The following is a 17455-nucleotide window of genomic DNA, read 5'->3' as shown; positions in this document are numbered from 1 at the left end:
CGTACAATTTGGTTTTAGTTGCATCTTCGATATTTACGATTTTAGTTATAGGTGTGCTTTCTGTAGTTATGATTGCGCAACTTTGCAGGCTCAACATAAATATTGCTAATACAGGTAATAAAAAATTGTTTTCTCATATTATATTTAATTAAGGTTTAAAATTGGAGAATCTTATTAGAACTACCATACGGTTTTCCGTATTCAGTACAATTTATTTTTCAGGTGATGCTATTGGTACTGTTTTATTTTTGTGACAGCAAAGGTGTTGTATACATTCTGTTATTTGTTTTCATTGCTTCTTTTGAAATCGTATGTTTTGAACGTTCAATATGTTTTTCAGGTTGACTAGTTTTAATAATTAACATTTTAGGTGATGAAGCATAGAAAAAATAACCATAAACAGGAATCTTGAGCTGAATAGTTTCAACAGCCGTAATATCGGCCCATTCTATTAACCCAATACTTGTTCCGTTTGAATTGGCAATAATTCCCTTATCATTGTAAATGTGTTACGTGATTGTGTATGGCTAGTTGCGTGTTTTAAGCACTTAATTTAGTTAATACAAACCGAATAGAAAATCTGCGAGGATTTTTGCAAATAGGAGATAACCAAACCATTACTTACAGCTATTGTTGGCAATAGTTTTTATTTTTTCTGCTATTAAATTACTCATAAACCGAACTCCTTCAGGACTTTGATGAAGTCCATCACTACTTAAATAATTTGATTCCCAATCTTCATTTTTTCTCATTTCATTTCCCAAATCTAACACCACTATATTTTCGTTTTCTTTAAATTTTATCAATAATTTTTCTTTTAAACTTGTATTAAAAAAATCTCTTTCTTTGTTAACAGTTGGAATTGGTGTTAAGTATAATATTTTCGCATTGGCATTAATTTTTGTTAACGATTCAGTCACTGCTACTATATTTAAGAATGTAGTTTCAATATCATTTTTCCAATCATTTGTTCCTATTAATAAAGTATAATAATCTGCTTTGGGTATTCTATTAATCCTTTTAATTAACTGGTTAGTGTTGTTTCCTCCTTCACCTTCATGTCCGTATCCAAAAACATCAGTATTTGAACCAATAAAAATTAAGTTTGGATATGATTGATTAATGAATTTCCTCAAATTTTGTGCATTTGACCACCATGTTTGGCTATCTCCTATAGTACATAAAGAAATATTTCCAAACTGAATATAATCAATGTCGACCACGTTAAATTCAAAATCAGAAAAATCATCTATTTCCTTAGGTTTATTGTCGTCAATCCAATTTATATTTGAGAAAATAGTTTCATTTTCTTTGAAAGACACCCATCCGAATTTAAAGTAATACTTATTATTTAAACTGTCCTTTATTTCATAAGTATTATTAAAATTAAATTCTGTGTAAAGATTGTGGTATTTTAATGGGCTAGATATATTACCGTGTATTTTATTAAAATAAATTTTGTTTTTGTTTATTTTGATTTGATAGCATCCTAGCTTATGAATAGTTTTTATGTTTCTAGTGTTAAAATAATCTTTTGTTTTATTTTTTTCAGTCAAATTTTGAGTAAATCCAATATTGAAAATCAATATTGAAATTATTAAAATTAAATGTTTAGTCATTTTTGTGATAATTATTGCCAACGAGTTTGTGTATGCTGTGTTGCGTGGTTAAGCGACTAAGTTAATAAATAATACCCGAATAGAACATGCGTAAGAATTTTAGAAAATAAGATTAAAAAAACAATAAAATATATACGGCTTAAGTTAGCTTTTTAATAAAATACTAAAATAAGTTCTATAACTAAGAAAGTACAAAAGAGCAGAATAAGCTTAATATACAGGCAGAAGCTTGCGCCTTCGTTAACATTGAAAATCTCCTACAGTTCTATGAGGCTTTTAGACCTCGATTTTAAGTCGTAGAAACACGTGTCGTCATCTTTTCAAAAAAAACATTTTCTTATGAATAAAAATATTAAATATTTTGGAATTGAGATTAGTCACTTAGTTTTCGATGTCACAGATGTTGCTAGTAATTACCACTTGTTGAAAGAGTAAAAAAATAGCATTAATTACAATGTGTAATAAACGACTAAAACAGACTTTGGTAATCGCTAAATAAGGATTAATATATAATGGTACTTATAAAAGTTTTTTAGTGACAAATTAACACATTTTTACTTGTTTTTTTATCACAGTACTTTGTTGGAGTGCGTTTTTATTCGGTTTTCGATTTCAGTCCAATGGTCTTTTCTCATCGAATACAAAAATAGATTATACAATTTTGTTTTCCATCTGAAAACACGGTTCTTTCTTTTTAAATATGCTTTTGTACAAGATTCATTCAGCCATTTTTCGTCAAAACCATTCCATTGTCCAGCAACACTGATTAAATTTCCTTTTAAGACAGGAAAAACTTCGTACAGGTCAATTTCTTTTAATTCCGATATATGTAAATTTGAGTTTAAAAACGTATTAGCTATTGATTTATAATTATAGTCTTGTAATTCGGTGTCTAAATAAAATTCGGAAATTGAATGCCATATTGGGATTCTTTTTTCAAGTTCTATATCCATTGCGTTATCTCTTTCTCAAGGATTAATAAATTTTTCAAATTCAGTCCATTCGGTTAAAGCACTAAAGTTAGCAAATAAATCACGGATGGGATTTATCATAGGAATATTTGTTAGTCGGTAGTGGATTGGTAATTAGTTGTATATGGTTTTTCTTTAAAGTGTTTTCTTTAAAATTTTCCGGTATTTAAATCCGTAAACGTCTTGAATTTTATGATTCATTATATGGTCAGATGGAAAGACTTTTAATTCTAATTTATCATTTTTAGATTTTAACCACTTCACAAATTCAATATAGTGGTCGGCATGTGCGACGGTCAAAAAGCTCAATGATTTTATTTTATTCCCGTCTTTAAATTTTATCTTATTCATATTTGGCGACCGATATGCTGAAATGAATTCGATGCTTAATAAATTGGGATAAGGGACTTTTATGGTTTTTCTTAAAAACTTGTATTCGATGCGTATGCCTTCTTCCGTAAATTTAATTTCAAATGTTCTTTTTCTTTGATATATGATAATCAAAATAACGATTCCGATTGCGATGAAAATAGAAATAAACTTCATCCATAGCAATTCTAAAGCATTGGCTCCTACGATTCCAATTCCCAAAACCATTACTGAGGCTATTACGGCTTCATAAATCGAATGGTTTGATGAGGAACTGTATGTTGTCATGTTCTCAGATTACTTATCCTATTGTCGTAAATGGATTATTCCGTGGTTAAGCATCTAAATTAGCAATTAAAAACCAAATTGCCCCAAGCATAACAAATTTGCGAAGCAAAATCGCGCTATAAGTTATTTCTGTATTCCTATAGAACCCTTTGGAGAAGGGTGAAGCTCATAGATAAAATCAGGGTTAATGTTAGTCTCATCACGATGGGCAACAAACAAAATACTGGTCTCACTTTCCTTTGCGATTTTGTTTATTAAAGCCGAAACAAGCGCTCTACCTTCATCATCAACATTAATTAAAGGTTCGTCTAAGATTAGCAAAGGCGGATGTTTAATCATAGCTCTTGCAATCAATATTAAGCGTTGAGTTGCTGGTGATACTTTAAGAAAAGAGGTGTTCTTTTCTTGACTTAAATTTAAGACGTCTAGCCACTGAGCAGCCGCTTGTATTTGTAAGGTCGATGGTGTTTGGTATAAGCCAATACTATCAAAAAAGCCAGACAGAATCATGTGTTCTACGGTATAGCTTCGTTTAAATACTTCTAACATCGCAGGACTGATATAGCCGATTTTCTGTTTGATATCCCAAACACTTTCACCAGAACCTTTTTTCTGACCAAATAAATATACGTTTTGACCATAAGCTTTGGAATTATTCCCATAAATCATAGAGAGTAAGGTTGTTTTTCCAGAGCCATTTGGGCCCATTAAATGCCAAAATTCCTTTTTCTTAATCGTCCAGTTGATATCTTTTAGAATGGGACGATCGTCATAAGTCACATTTACATTCTTAAGTTCTACGAGTACTTTTGGAATATTAGTGTACGTTGTTATGGCAGGAGGGATGTCTTTATCAAAAACAAATTCACTTTTCTTAAAATTATAGTCTTCAATAGCGACCACAGCTTTAAGCTCGGCTTTTTCAAATGTAATGACGTGTGTTATTATGGGTAATAGATCATCTTGTCTGTTGAACATAAATACAATAGGCATGTCTTTAGACAGCGCTATTAATTGCTGTTTCAATTCAGCCACAGACGCTTTATCTAAGGTTTCATAAGGGTTGTTTAAAACTATGAAATCTGGATTTTGTTGGAGTAGATGCGACAGCAATGCTTTTCTTTGCTCACCAGAAGATAATGTTCTTAGGCTTCTGTTGCGTCCTGAGGTTAACTGAAAATTATCGTGTTTGTCTTCCTCTTCTATGTGTTTTTCTAATACGGCATTTGAAAATAAAACCCCTCGTTTTCCTTCTAATCCAGGTAATTTATAGAAACCACTAAGTAAGTTCGATAACCAATTTGCTTGTGGTGAACGTGACGACTCTTCAATGGCGTAATGCTGATGATGTGATGGTTTCATGTGGCTTAGAGTTAGGGGAGTGTACTCACCGTTTTTTTTAATTGAAATGTTGTGCGGCGTATTTCGTTTTCACCAATGACATCTCCTTTTTTATTTTCAGAGTTTAGATTTTAATCTACTCAACGTTTCTTGTGAAATATTAATATAAGAAGCTACAATTTTATTAGGTAAACGTTTAACAATGTTTGGGTTTATCTTAAATAATTGCTTGTAGCGTTCTGATGCATCTAGTGTGGTAAATGAGATTAATCGCTTAGAATTATTGACATATGCTTTTTCTAAATAGATACTATAAAAATCTTTCCATTTAGGAACAATGGTCATAAGATGTCTAAAGTCATCATGGGTGATGTATAGAAGTTCACTATTTTCAATAACCTGAATTGTTTCTTGTGCAGGTTCCTTGGTAATGAAACTAACGAGTTCTGTTGCAAATTGATTTTCGAATGCAATATAACGTGTTACGTCTTTTCCTTCTTCATTGATGTAAAAGAGCCTTAAACAACCCTTTTTTACGAAATAACTCACTTGACTATTTTTTCCATTGGAAAGTAAAATGTCGTTTTTCTTTTTTTTAATGGTTTTAAAATAAGACAACACTATTTTTAAATCCTCATCTTCAATATCAATATTCTTTTTTATGAAATTAGTGAGTTCGATATTATTTGTCATTTAGTTGTAGTCTCTCACAAATTTACGATAATGAATAATATCTTGTATAGATAGCACCATCAAATTATGCTCGTCTGCAAATTCTATGATGGTATCCGTTTTTGCCATGGTACCATCGTCATTCATTAATTCACACAGCACTGCTTCTGGTTGTAAGCCTGCTAATTTCATTAGATCTACGCTACCTTCTGTATGTCCTTTTCTTTCAAAAACACCATTATTTTTGGCTCTTAGCGGAAAGATATGACCCGGTTTTGCTAAATCGTTGCTTGTCGCATTTTCTTTACAAGCTGCTTTTATTGTTGTTAGTCTATCCTTAGCTGAAACCCCTGTGGTAACTCCTTTCTTTGCTTCAATTGATATTGTAAAAGGGGTTTGGTAGCTGCTTGTGTTTTCTTTTACCATATAAGGTAGCTCTAATGCGTCTGCTTTTGTATTCGGTAAACAAAGACAAACAATACCACTACATTTTCTAATCATGAGTGCCATTTGGTTATTGGTCATGTGATGCGCTGAGAAAATTAAATCGCCTTCATTTTCTCTGTCTTCATCATCCATTAAGATAATGCCATTTCCCTTTTGAAGGTGTATTAGAGCTTTTTCGATTCGTTCTTTACTGTTGTGACCAAATATTTGTAATGTATCTAATTCTGTAAGTACCATTTCAATGTTTATTGTTTTAATAGCAAAACTAATGAGGTCTCAATTGAAATTATTTGATGTAAGTCAATAAATTTATTATATAAAACAAGAACAATTACAGTCGTAAATCGCGTTAAAAATTTTATTGGTTTTTTGCATTCAGAATCTTGATTTAATTTGTTAACCGCGTTGTGATGTCTATTTTTATGTTTTAAATAGGTTTTTAATCATTAGATCAAATCCAAAAATACTGCACATCGGTTACAGATGATTGTCCTATTAAGTTATTCATATATCCTATGTTGATTGTAATGTTTTGTTTAGGGAATGCAACAGAATAATACAAGCAAAATCGGGTTTCTTGATATTCAAATGTACTCCAGCTATTCGTTTTTGTTGTAGAACAAAGTAATTCTGCGGTTGTTATAACTTGGTGTGTGGTTAAAGAATTTAAATTAAAAGCGGCTTTTCCACGCCAACGCGATCTAAACTGAGTGTTTTTTAGAGCGCTACTAAAATCAGGATTGTAGAAAAATCGAATTTCTGGGCGATAAGTAAAGGAGTAATCTATTTGGTTGAAGACATTGAGGTAAGAAAAGCGGCTGTACATTCTAAATTCTTGTCTTGCAGTTGGAAGGTCTAAGGCATAAGGAGGTATGTCTTTATATTTATGTTGCCATCGATAACTCAAAGCTAACGAATATTGCCATTTATTTTTTTTGAACGGTGTGAGACTTCTTCATTGATAACGTATATCGATTGTTTGTCTAATAAGTTGTAATTATCAGGAGTACTCGTTCGTCTCAAGCCAAAAGGAGTAGTAGAATTGATGGTTTCCTTTTTATTCCGATTTTGTTTAATCCCAATAGCAAACCAAGATGCGGTATTTGCCTTACCCAATCCAGGAGGAGAGCATTGAGCAAAGCAATTTATACTCAACATTGCGAATAGCGTCTTTAAGAAAAAGCTCAGCATGTTTTATTAGGATTTTAGTCTATTATTTTACTTAATATATTTCCTTCTGAATCCATTACAATATCCCAATCGGTTTTCCTTAAAGCTTTTAATGCCATGTTATAGACTACTTTTTTATTTTGGGTTATTTGTTTTAAATCGTCTATAGAATAACCATGAAATCCTATTTTAATTTTATCGTTTACCGCTTTTGGTAATTTACTTAGATCGACATCTTCGATGTGTTTTATCATTTTACCTTCGGTATTATACCAGATTTTGTGGTCTATGTTCCATCCCGTTTCAAAGCCTACATTGTATAAGCTTCCGTCCATTTCCCATACTAAATCTGTAGCACTCGGAAATTGTTTGTTAAAGTTGTTTAGAATGATGGTTGGAACTTGGTTTTGTGGAATGTCTTGTGCATGAGACATTGAAATGATTGACAGTAATACGCCTAAAATTAAAATTTGATTTTTCATCTTGTAATTTTGATTAATAATTAAATTATAAGACAAAGGAAAGTGTCAAATTTGGAAAGATTTTGGAAACCTATTTAGGTCCTAGTAAATTTTTGTTTATAAACCACACAATCTGCTGTAAGAATTTTTAAAATGAGGTTGTTATGAAATGAAAACTATGCGTTAAAGATGCATAACTCCAATTAGTCATAAACCGTATTAGGGGGGGGATTTATACAAAAAGGCTATTTATATTGTTTTTTTATAGCATTTGAAGAATGTATAGTGCTATCACTGGTGAGATTTTGACCATTGTTAAAGCTTATCAATGCGAGGTCTTAAAGCTTTTACCAAGATTTTATAAAAGTATCGTAGCCACGTAGAATTGTGAAAAACAGTACTTGTAACAGTGGGGACTAAACGTGTATACTGGAATTGTTGAGATGGTTATAACATTGATAAGACAAACCTATTTTAGTAAAACCGTATAAAATTTTTACTCTCTTTGTATCTTAGTGCTTTGTTGTGGTATATCGGTTTCTACAGCGTTCATCATTTTTAATGCTGATTTAGCGATTCTATTTTCAGGATATTCTTTTAGAGTTCTCTCATAATAAGCCTTAGATTTTATTCCATTTCCTATTTGTGAGTAACAAAATGCAATATTCGCTAAAGCCATTTCTTTATAAGCCATTTTAGACGAACTTAATAAGATTATAAATCGGTAGTTGTCAATCCATTTATGTTTTTTAAAAAAAGCATAACTTTTTTCAAAATCCGAAATTGCATTTTCAAATTTTCCAATATTCGAATTCTTTATTCCCTTTCTGTGGTCATGTGGAATTAAGTTTCTTAAGGACAAAGAGATGAGCAAATACGTTAGTGCACTAAAAAGAAATACGTTTTCAGGGCTTATTTTATGCCATATCAAAATTATTATTCCCATAATTATTAACTGAGGAATCATTGAAAGCCAATTTCTCTGTGTTACTTTTGGTGCTTTTGAATTCATAATTATTCTAATATCTTTTTAAGAGGTGAAAAATAGAGTTTCATTATTTAACTAATGTTTTAAATTTCTTTACGGTTTTGTTTATGCCTTAACATAATAGATGTAGTAAAATACACACTTATTCTTTAGATATTTATAGGTGTTTCGATGTTTTTGTTTTAAGTATTTCGTCTGGTTATATAAAATTAGAGTTTTATATTTATTTCCATGTTTAAATAGCTGTTAAGGGCTCTAAAGTATTATTATTATTATTATTATTATTATTATTATTATTATTTTATCTTCATTATGAATTTAACTTAGCCGTTTCTGGTATTCTTAATCTTTGGGTATTGCGATAATTTGGTAAGCCATTTAAAATAAATAAACGTAAAATAACATTTGAGAGGATTACAATAGGTGAGCCAAAATTAGCACTAAATTATGTAAAGAACAGTAAGCTTTTTATTCTAGTTGATTAATTATTCCGATATTATATATTTCAATTTCGTTTAAAAAATTAGTAACGTCATTGTGCTCTGGTCTATACCAATCTTTTGTTCTGAAATAGTTATCCATTTTGCTGTTTTTTGTGAATTTATAACCATAGCGTGCATAAATTTCATTTTTCATTATGTTCAATTCCCATTGAGTTAATTTTTTTAGGTCATTAATGTCTAATTTCATGAAGGACGCTTTTCCATATGTTCCATAATAGATATTATCTAATACAAGGTTGGTTCTTGTTCCGATTTCAAATTCACTTTCGTCAATCCAACTGGTCCAAGGATTATTTATTTTTAAGGCTTTATAAACTGTTCCGGATTCGCTTTTGTATGTCACAAATTTTCCAATATGTTGGTTGCTTGTAAAATTCCCGTCCTTATCAATTTTAATATTTGTAAGGGTGATATACATACTTTTCCTTAAGTCTGTGTTTTCTTCCCAATAGCCATAATGAACTTGGCCAATGATACAATCTCCTGCAAAAAACAAATGAAAATCAGATTCACTTTCACTTTCTCCAAAGTGATAGGTTCCGGCATATTCACTTTGAAATTTAGGTATCCAATTTGTTAGATCAGAGGGGTTAATTTCTTGCCCACCCCAATATTGAGCAAAAGAGAAATTTGATGTCAGTAATAAGATTATTAATAGTCTCATAAGATTGTATTAGTAGTTTAGGTGTTGCAGATAACTTGAACCATTTAAACACAAATAATCAGCAAATTAATAAGAGATTGAAAACGCAATTAGATTTATACGAGTGGGCTATTGCTGTTTGGGAGTCTGTATTTTTATTAATTTGTTAAAAAGTGTTGTTTTTTTTAGTTTAGGATTTTGTTCAGTCTTATCATACGCTATAAATCCAAAATAAGCAAGAAACCTTTCAAAGGTTCTAATTCTATAGGCTGTTTTGGGGTCGTCGGGAAATTCAAAATCAGAATTTTCACTTTCAAAATCAAAAGCTTTTAAGTATTTATCAGCATAAAATTCAGGACTTCGGTATTCATTTCCGTATTTATTGAGTAAAATTAATGTGAATCCAAATCCAAATTGTCCGATTTCTTCATTATTATAACCATCGAAATAAGACCAATTAAATTTTGTTGTAAAAGTTTCAAATATGTTTTGAAATATAATAGGAGCGTTGTCTATTTGTTCAATTCCTTTTTTGGTTAAGGATAATTTATTATTTCGTTTTTTAACTAGAGTAGATAATTCTACCAAAATTTTAGCTAAATGTATCGTTGGAACATCAGATTCTTTGTATAATTTTGAAATTCCTTTCTCTATAAAATAGTCTTTTAAATAACCTTTTTTATAAAGTTCAGCCACGATTTTGGTTGGTAAAAACCCCTTATTTGTAAGTTTTAATTCCTTTTGTTCGTTTATCAAATTAAATAGAAATTTAACTTGATTGAAAATGGGAATATCCTGATAGGTATTAGGATTTGTATTTAATAGTTGTACCGGACTTTTTGCATCTAACGTATGGTATAGAATAAATTGCATTTCGGTAGGCGAGTAGCCTTCAAAATCAGCAACAGGTTCATCGTTTTTCTTATTAATTGCTTCAATTACATATTTTTCTATATTATCCATATTTTAAGAGTACTGTTGTTGTCCTTAGCCATACAATGTGTTTCTGTAAGGTTAATTACAAAGTTAGCTAATATATAGCGAATAGAAAATTGGAAAGGGTTTTGTAAGTAATCTATACCCAAATAATCAAATTATACAATGATTGGCCTACATTTTAAAAATTACGTAGGGAAATGTTTTCATCATTGGTTTTCAATTGTATGCTAAAGTGTTGTCTGATGGTGTTTTAAATTTAATACATAAATTACCGATAGAATCTATTATAGCAAATTAAAATGTTAGATTTTCGTTTCGCATAATATTGAACGTCATGATTTAAGCGTTAGGAGGGGCTTAAACATACTTTTTCCGAAAATCCAAGGGGGTCATGCCTGTTTTAGATTTGAAAAACTTTGAGAAATAAGCATAGTCAGAGAATTGGAGGGTATAGGCTATATTGGCCAAATTATCTTTAGAGTGTACAATCAATCGTTTAGCTTCTAGAATTATTCTTTCAGAAATTAATTGACTTGTAGTTTTATGAATTGTTTTATTTACAACTCTATTAAGATGTTTAGTGCTGATGTTTAATTTGTCAGCATAAAACTTAGGTAGTTTTTCATTGTAAAAATGCACGTTAATTAGGGTTTCTAGCGTTTCGAGGATGTTAGAATAGTGCGGTGAATTGAGTTTTTCTAAATTAGTATCAACAGTATATGCCCTTGTTAATTCGATATAAATTTGGCTTATTGAATTTACAATTTTTAAGGCTCTTAATAGGTTAGTTTGTTGATATTCGGTATAAGCTTCCTGAAAATTAAGCGCTAACTGCTTCTGTTTGTTAGGTGTTAATTCTAATACGGGCGGATTTTGATACGAATAAAAAAAGGGAAACGTATGAAGCTTGTGCTCTAAGAACTTTAGTTCGTAAAATTCTTGAGAATGAAAAAAGATAAATCCTTCTGGGGGAGAGTCAAATTTCCAGAAATGTGTTTGTCCAGGTTTTAAAAAAAACACCTTGCCAGGTTTTATGTCATAAGAATTAAAATCAATTTCGTGGGTTCCTGTGCCTTCAGTAAAAAGGACACAGAGGTAAAAATTATGACTGTGTGGTTTGTTAATTATAGGTTTATTAAGCTGTATATGATTTGAAAACGAATTGATGTACACATCATTGAGTGCTGCTGATTCTTTAAACTGATTAATATTGAGGACTGGTGTTTTCATAATGGATGTCCTAAAAGTACAAAAAATGGAGAATATACTATAAGTCTGAAAAAGATTTTTGATCTTAATTTTGCTGAAGAATAAACCTGATGTGATGAGTAAAGTTATTGATGCTTTGAATTGTAAATGTCCAAATTGTAAAGACGGTAAGATTTTTAGAGATAAGGGGAATATCTTCTTATTGAAGATTCCCAAAATGAACGATAGATGCCTTGTCTGTAATTATAAATTTGAACGAGAAACAGGTTTCTTTTTTGGGGCTATGTTTGTGAGTTATGCACTTGCTGTGGCAGAAATGATTACTTGCCTTGTGGTGTTTTGGAGTCTTATTGATTTTTCACCTTTACGGGTGTTTTTAATTATAGTGGGAATGGCATTTCTGCTGAGTACTCTTAACTATAAATTGTCGAGGTCTATTTGGATTTATTTGTTTTATAAAGCGAAAAGCTGAAGGTTATTGTTTGATTATGACTTGCTCAGAGTAGAGCTAAAGCTGAAATTTGAGTTTGCGCTTTGCTTTTGTATAAACCAATCCTTGATTTTATGGCTGCTGTTTTTAAGATGCCGTAATCTGCATTGTTTAGCAATAGGATGGTAGTTCTAAATCGTGTTGCTGCTGTGGTTCACTTTTATTGCCGAAGTAATAATTATATAGGGTGTTATCATGCGTTTTTATCGGTAGTAGCTAATTCCGTTAAGTACGTTTTTGTGTATTTTTCTCCAAAATTGTCAATTGTAATGGCAAAAGCAAAATGTAAAATAAAGGCTGAAAATATTCCGAAAAGTACAGACCTTGGGCTTAGAAAAGACATGACCAAAATAAGGACTACAATTAAAATACCGTAGGTTAATTTGAGCCAAAAGAATGATTTCATGGCTTTTTCAGAAGCTATGGTCTCTGTTTTTGTAAAATCCGTTTTATTGGTTTCATAAACCGAAATTTTGGCATCAATTTTTTGTTGGTATTTTAGATAGGTTGGAAACATTACCGCCATTTCTAGAGCACCAATTACTATCATCGTTGTAGCAAAACTCTTATGATTAGAAAATACAAGAAAGAGCAGACCAACTATTACCGAAACCGTACCAATTAGCCCTGCAAAAAGGTATAACGTTTTTTCACTATTCAAAAATTCTGTTATCCAATCCATATGTGTTGATTTACTTTCCAATAGTGCTATTGATTTTGAGTTTAAATTATGCTTTTAGGTGTTCTTTTTGAGTATCCCTGAATTAATACTGTTTTGAGAGTCTATAGTGAATTGTTATTTTACTATCAGTTTTTTAATTGTAGTGCCTTGTTTAGAAGTGTTATTTATTTTTACAAAATAAGTTCCAGTATTTAATTCGGGAAGTCCTATCGTTATTGAATTGTTTATAGCCGTATGCTCTGTGTGATATACTTGTTGTCCAATTATATTGTAAACCGTTATCGCATGTGCTCCGTTAATTAAGTTCGATAATTTCAAATGACTACCAGACGTTGTTGGATTTGGATACACTAATAGGTTGTTATTTGTGTTTTCAACAGTGTTAATCTTTAGTGTTTCATGTGTTAAAGCTTGATAAGCATTAATTCTTCCATACCCATAATATTGATCCCAACCACTAGTGTCATCTGAGTTTCCAACCTGATCTTCAGAAGATTCTTCTAGTATTAATCTGATATCACTAACAGAAAGATTGGGTTTAACGGATAATAATAAAGAAATTAAACCGGTGACATGTGGAGCTGCTTGAGAGGTGCCTCCCCAATAGGTATTGTAATATGTATTTGATGTATGACTTAATCCATAGATGTAATTTCCAGGAGCTACAAAATCTAATTCTGGGCCATAATTACTACCGCTCGTATTATCCCAAAAAAATGGAACACTACGAGTATCATCAGGATTTGTGGATCCAATAGCAAAGGTATTTGCATATTTGGCAGGGTATTGTATTGTTGAGTTTTGATTTCCAGTCGAAACAACAACAGAAACATTATTGTCATAAGCATAATTAATGGCATTTTCTAAAAGTATGGAGGCGCCATTTCCGCCTACAGAAGTATTAATAACTGACGCTCCATTATCAACAGCGTAATATATGGCTTCTGCCCACCAACTATAATATCCATTATTATTTTGGTCTAATATTTTACAGATCATAATTTTTGAATTCCAATTCATACCTGCATAGCCTATGGTATTATTTCCAGATGCCAGAGCAATACCAGCCACATTAGTACCGTGTCCGTGGTCATCTGTTGGGTCATTATCATTATTTGCAAAATCCCAGCCATTGATGTCATCGACATAATTATTTGAATCGGTGTCACTTCCATTAGATGTTTCATTTGGATTTATCCAAATTCTTCCGGCGAATTCAGGGTGATTTAATTTTGCACCAGAATCTAATATGGCTACTATTAAATTAGGGTCACCTTGTGTTATATCCCAAGCTAAATCGGTATCAATATCGGCATCGCTAGTTGCATTAGATAACGAGAATGTTCCATCATTATGATGTGACCATTGGCGATTATAATTGTTGTCATTTGGTGTTATTTGAACACCATGACCATGTCCTATAAAGTTTGGTTCAACATAGTCAAATAACCCCGTGTTTTGATACTGTTCAATCAGTTCTTCTATAGGTTTGTTAGAATTGAATTCAAGACTATAGGTGTCTTTTTTCTTTTTGTTTCCTGTTAATTGTATAGATTGGATGTTATTGTTTTTATTCAATGTACTTAAGATAGCATTATCAAATTTTTGAAGATTTAAAACGTCGCTGCTTTTTGGGTTTAGGTTTTCTTTGAATTTGATAATCAGTCTATTGCTGGTTTGTGAAAATGAAAAATTACTAAGTAGAATGCAGCATAAGACTAAAATTAATTTCTTCATGTTTTTTTGTTTAATGGTTTAAAACAAAGTTTTTTATATGGTTAAGTGTGTAATTTAGTAAATAAAAATAAAATAGCACTGAATGTAGTGGTTTGGAGCAGTGAAATTTTTAAACAGCATTAGGTATCGTTAATTGTCATCAGGCAGAATCTAATCCGCATTTCTTATAAAAAAAGATATTGGGCATAGTCCCTTATCGATGTTCCTTCTATGCTATCGATAGCATCTCAAATAGCTATTAATTTCTTGACTTTAGTGCCTCTTGTTGAATTTAAATAAGGGGAACCTTCAGTATCTAATTTTAGTAAGCTTATGTTTTAGACCAAGTGATTAAGGAGTCGTTTTCTAATTGAATGTCGTTGTGATAGGGTTTAGGAAGTTTTTCTTTTAATAATTTTTGTGTCAGTTCAACGTCTGCAATTCTATTAATTTTAACAAGTTAAAATTTTGAAGTTTCCGGGAGTTGCTATGCTGATATTAATAAACTGTTTTACGTTTCCTGATTTTTATAGTTGTTGTTTTTAATTAAAAAAAACTATTAGCTTAGCAGAAAATATAAAAAAATATAAAAGACATGAAACAAATTTACATTTTATTTATTCTTTGTGCTCAAATGAGTTTTGCTCAAATAAGTATTGGACAAATAAGTACTTTTAGTACTGACGATGATTTTGAAGGTTGGAATAATTTACAGTCAGGATTTACACCAGTTGCAGTATCTGGCGGGTTTTTAACTGCAAGTGGATCAGAATCTTTACTTCCTGGTGTATTGCCGGCTAATCGCTTAATAATTGATAATATTTTATTTTGGGGTGGAGATTATACCACTGTAGGTGTTGGAGGAATTAGATTTAAGGCTAGAAATTTATCTGGAATAGATATGGAGCTTGTTGTTTATCTTTTTGATAATCAGTCAGGTGAAAACCTTACGAGTGCTGAGTCTGTAAGTGTAACAATACCAGCTTCTGCTACAAATTTTGAAACATATACTGTTTCTGTATTACCTTCAAATTTAACGGTCTCTGGACCAAAGAGTGCTAGTGATTTACTTGTAGATGTTTACGGAGTTTCAATTGCTAGAATAGATAACAATGGAGATGGTAGTGAAAGTTTAGATTTTGACGATATTGAGGCTATTTCTGCTACGGCATTATCTGTAGAAGATGTTGTAACAAAGACTTCGTTTGACTTATTTTTAAATGATGGAATTTTAAATATTATAACTAATAATGATATTGAAACTCTTAGTATTTATGATATAAATGGTAAATTGATTAATAAAGTGTCTGGAAATAAAGCAGATGTTAGTGCTTTGAGTAATGGTGTGTATATTGCTGTTATTCAAGATGGTAATAGCCGAGTATTATCTAGAAAGTTTATCAAATAAATGTTCTAAGTCATAATACCAATGGATTCATCACGCGATTTTGAATTATTGGGTAAAGAATTAGGATCCGAAAAATAACAGAATTGAGTTTGTTATTTTTCGATTTATAAAAAATAGCCGTTAAGGACTAAACAATTGATTTAGCACTTACGGCTTTTTTTGAAGTCATTTTTGTTAGTCCATATGCTGTAGTTATTGTTTTATCTATATCATTTAGACGCTTTGATTTTTATCTCGTTTATTTATAAAAGATAATCGATAGTATTACAATATCACGGAATACGGTTAGAAAAATATGTACTTAAAAGTTCAACTTTGTATGAAATTAAAACGTACAATTATGGATTTTAAAACAATGTTACAATTACCTGTGTTAGATACAAATGAGGTTTTAAAAATACTTCAAGATATCGCTAATATTGAAAGGGAAGCCGAACGCCCTCGTATGCCTAAGGTTGCAATTAGTACGCATTCAGGTAGTGCTTCTGGTTTTTTTGTTAACTACGATTCAGAAAAGAAAACCATATTATTATGTGATATTTATGATCGTGATGCACAATTTCAGTACATAGAATCGCATTCGGTGTCTTCAATTTCATTGAGCAATATTAATAAGTATGCCTACCTTTTGTCTGATGGAAAAATTCCTTTTACACCAGAGCCTAGTGATATCCCAACCTTACTTCAGCTTAAAAAAGATATTAAAAGCTTAGAAGTAGAATTACAAACAGCTTTTGAAAAAGAAATTACAGTGAGCTATATTTACGAGGGGACGCCAGAGGACCTAGATAAATTTTATGCTTCAAAAGTGTTGAGCTTATTAAAAGAAACCTTAGTTAACATTGCAGCAGATCATTTAGCAAAGGAGGCCTTTATAGGATCTATTGCAACAGTTCAATTTAATTTAGGAACGGCAACAACAGTAACTTTAGAAAACGATGTGGTTTCTATTGGTATAAATACATCTAAAGGCTTGCAAAGTTTCCCAACAGCCAAAACATTACAAGATCAAATAGAAAAAGGCTTATAGTCTTATTTAATTAAAAACAAAAACAACATGAAAGAATTAAGTGTTATACAACGTATAGAATTACAAATTAAAAAAGATGCAACTACAGAAAGAGTATATACGCTTGCGCATTGCGATTATAGTTTTTCATCATCTTACTTTGCTGATGAAGCAGAGAAACGCACGTTAGATGTTAGTTTCTCTGGAACTCTAAATAATAAAATTGATACCTTCTTTTTAGAATGGTTATCTAATCAACCAGGAGAATGGTCTGGTACTTTAAAAATTTATTATCAAAATCAGGATCAACCAGTATTAGATTTTGTGTTTGACAATGCCATTGCTAATAATTATAGTCAATCCTTTTCTGAGAACAATGTCCATAATCAAGATGCTTATTTTAGTGCAGTTTTAAAAGGAGTTGTTTTAAATAACATAAAAATGAATTAAACGTATTTATAACGTTACAGAAAAAGCCTTTGAGATGTTTATCTGAAAGGCTTTTTTTATTTGATTATAATAAAAAAAGA

Annotated in this window: 20 protein-coding genes; 4 read left to right on the top strand and 16 right to left on the bottom strand. The window is 31.0% G+C overall.

From position 1 onward, the window contains the following. Positions 1-242: 242 nt before the first annotated feature. From ACXGSQ_RS15625 to ACXGSQ_RS15560, 14 genes are all read right to left on the bottom strand, one after another. The gene (locus ACXGSQ_RS15625; protein ID WP_458629371.1) at positions 243-506 is read right to left on the bottom strand and encodes an STM3941 family protein; all 264 of its coding nucleotides are present in this window, start codon (positions 504-506) and stop codon (positions 243-245) included. 111 nt (positions 507-617) lie between these two features. After that, a complete protein-coding gene (locus ACXGSQ_RS15620; RefSeq protein WP_458627080.1) occupies positions 618-1619 on the bottom strand; it encodes an SGNH/GDSL hydrolase family protein in 1002 nt (333 codons plus the stop codon). Between the two features lie 569 nt (positions 1620-2188). Then, positions 2189-2572, bottom strand: a complete 384-nt coding sequence (locus ACXGSQ_RS15615; RefSeq protein ID WP_458627079.1) for a DUF7079 family protein — start codon at positions 2570-2572, stop codon at positions 2189-2191. Positions 2573-2725: 153 nt separating this feature from the next. Next, entirely contained in the window at positions 2726-3247 is a 522-nt protein-coding gene (locus ACXGSQ_RS15610) for a hypothetical protein (RefSeq protein ID WP_458627078.1), read from the bottom strand. A 123-nt stretch (positions 3248-3370) separates the two neighbouring features. Continuing rightward, the gene (locus ACXGSQ_RS15605) at positions 3371-4609 is read right to left on the bottom strand and encodes an ATP-binding cassette domain-containing protein (RefSeq protein WP_458627077.1); all 1239 of its coding nucleotides are present in this window, start codon (positions 4607-4609) and stop codon (positions 3371-3373) included. Between the two features lie 96 nt (positions 4610-4705). Further along, a complete protein-coding gene (locus tag ACXGSQ_RS15600; RefSeq protein ID WP_458627076.1) occupies positions 4706-5281 on the bottom strand; it encodes a Crp/Fnr family transcriptional regulator in 576 nt (191 codons plus the stop codon). Continuing rightward, positions 5282-5944 (bottom strand): 3,4-dihydroxy-2-butanone-4-phosphate synthase, encoded by a 663-nt coding sequence (gene ribB / locus ACXGSQ_RS15595; protein ID WP_458627075.1) that lies wholly within the window; start codon positions 5942-5944, stop codon positions 5282-5284. A gap of 214 nt (positions 5945-6158) precedes the next feature. Next, on the bottom strand, positions 6159-6614 hold the full coding sequence (locus tag ACXGSQ_RS15590; protein WP_458627074.1) for a DUF2490 domain-containing protein: 456 nt from the start codon (positions 6612-6614) through the stop codon (positions 6159-6161). A 2-nt stretch (positions 6615-6616) separates the two neighbouring features. Continuing rightward, on the bottom strand, positions 6617-6865 hold the full coding sequence (locus tag ACXGSQ_RS15585) for a hypothetical protein (protein ID WP_458627073.1): 249 nt from the start codon (positions 6863-6865) through the stop codon (positions 6617-6619). A gap of 47 nt (positions 6866-6912) precedes the next feature. Further along, the gene (locus tag ACXGSQ_RS15580) at positions 6913-7359 is read right to left on the bottom strand and encodes a PepSY-like domain-containing protein (protein ID WP_458627072.1); all 447 of its coding nucleotides are present in this window, start codon (positions 7357-7359) and stop codon (positions 6913-6915) included. A gap of 475 nt (positions 7360-7834) precedes the next feature. Next, complete coding sequence (locus tag ACXGSQ_RS15575) at positions 7835-8350, bottom strand: tetratricopeptide repeat protein (protein ID WP_458627071.1); 516 nt, start codon at positions 8348-8350, stop codon at positions 7835-7837. 444 nt (positions 8351-8794) lie between these two features. After that, positions 8795-9493 carry a YARHG domain-containing protein gene (locus tag ACXGSQ_RS15570; RefSeq protein WP_458627070.1) on the bottom strand — a complete coding sequence of 233 codons (699 nt, stop codon included), beginning with the start codon at positions 9491-9493 and terminating at the stop codon, positions 8795-8797. Positions 9494-9601: 108 nt separating this feature from the next. Continuing rightward, entirely contained in the window at positions 9602-10435 is an 834-nt protein-coding gene (locus tag ACXGSQ_RS15565) for a hypothetical protein (RefSeq protein WP_458627069.1), read from the bottom strand. A 333-nt stretch (positions 10436-10768) separates the two neighbouring features. Next, positions 10769-11641, bottom strand: coding sequence for an AraC family transcriptional regulator (locus ACXGSQ_RS15560; protein ID WP_458627068.1), 873 nt, complete (start codon positions 11639-11641; stop codon positions 10769-10771). Positions 11642-11735: 94 nt separating this feature from the next. Here ACXGSQ_RS15560 and ACXGSQ_RS15555 point away from each other — a divergent pair, with 94 nt between their 5' ends. Next, entirely contained in the window at positions 11736-12092 is a 357-nt protein-coding gene (locus ACXGSQ_RS15555; protein WP_458627067.1) for a DUF983 domain-containing protein, read from the top strand. Between the two features lie 211 nt (positions 12093-12303). Here ACXGSQ_RS15555 and ACXGSQ_RS15550 read toward each other — a convergent pair whose 3' ends face one another. After that, positions 12304-12792, bottom strand: coding sequence for a hypothetical protein (locus ACXGSQ_RS15550; RefSeq protein WP_458627066.1), 489 nt, complete (start codon positions 12790-12792; stop codon positions 12304-12306). 114 nt (positions 12793-12906) lie between these two features. Beyond that, positions 12907-14529 (bottom strand): S8/S53 family peptidase, encoded by a 1623-nt coding sequence (locus ACXGSQ_RS15545; protein ID WP_458627065.1) that lies wholly within the window; start codon positions 14527-14529, stop codon positions 12907-12909. A gap of 574 nt (positions 14530-15103) precedes the next feature. On the opposite strand from ACXGSQ_RS15545, the gene ACXGSQ_RS15540 reads away from it, so the two are divergent. The 3 genes from ACXGSQ_RS15540 (at position 15104) to tssD (ending at position 17375) form a co-directional block, all read left to right on the top strand. Beyond that, positions 15104-15916: a T9SS type A sorting domain-containing protein gene (locus tag ACXGSQ_RS15540; protein WP_458627064.1), complete on the top strand. Its 813-nt coding sequence runs from the start codon at positions 15104-15106 to the stop codon at positions 15914-15916. Positions 15917-16256: 340 nt separating this feature from the next. Then, positions 16257-16946, top strand: a complete 690-nt coding sequence (locus ACXGSQ_RS15535) for a hypothetical protein (protein ID WP_458627063.1) — start codon at positions 16257-16259, stop codon at positions 16944-16946. 27 nt (positions 16947-16973) lie between these two features. Continuing rightward, positions 16974-17375 (top strand): type VI secretion system tube protein TssD, encoded by a 402-nt coding sequence (gene tssD / locus ACXGSQ_RS15530; RefSeq protein ID WP_458627062.1) that lies wholly within the window; start codon positions 16974-16976, stop codon positions 17373-17375. Positions 17376-17455: the final 80 nt, after the last annotated feature.

This window comes from Winogradskyella sp. PC D3.3 (genome assembly GCF_054366245.1).
This window is presented reverse-complemented; position numbering and strand designations above follow the sequence as displayed.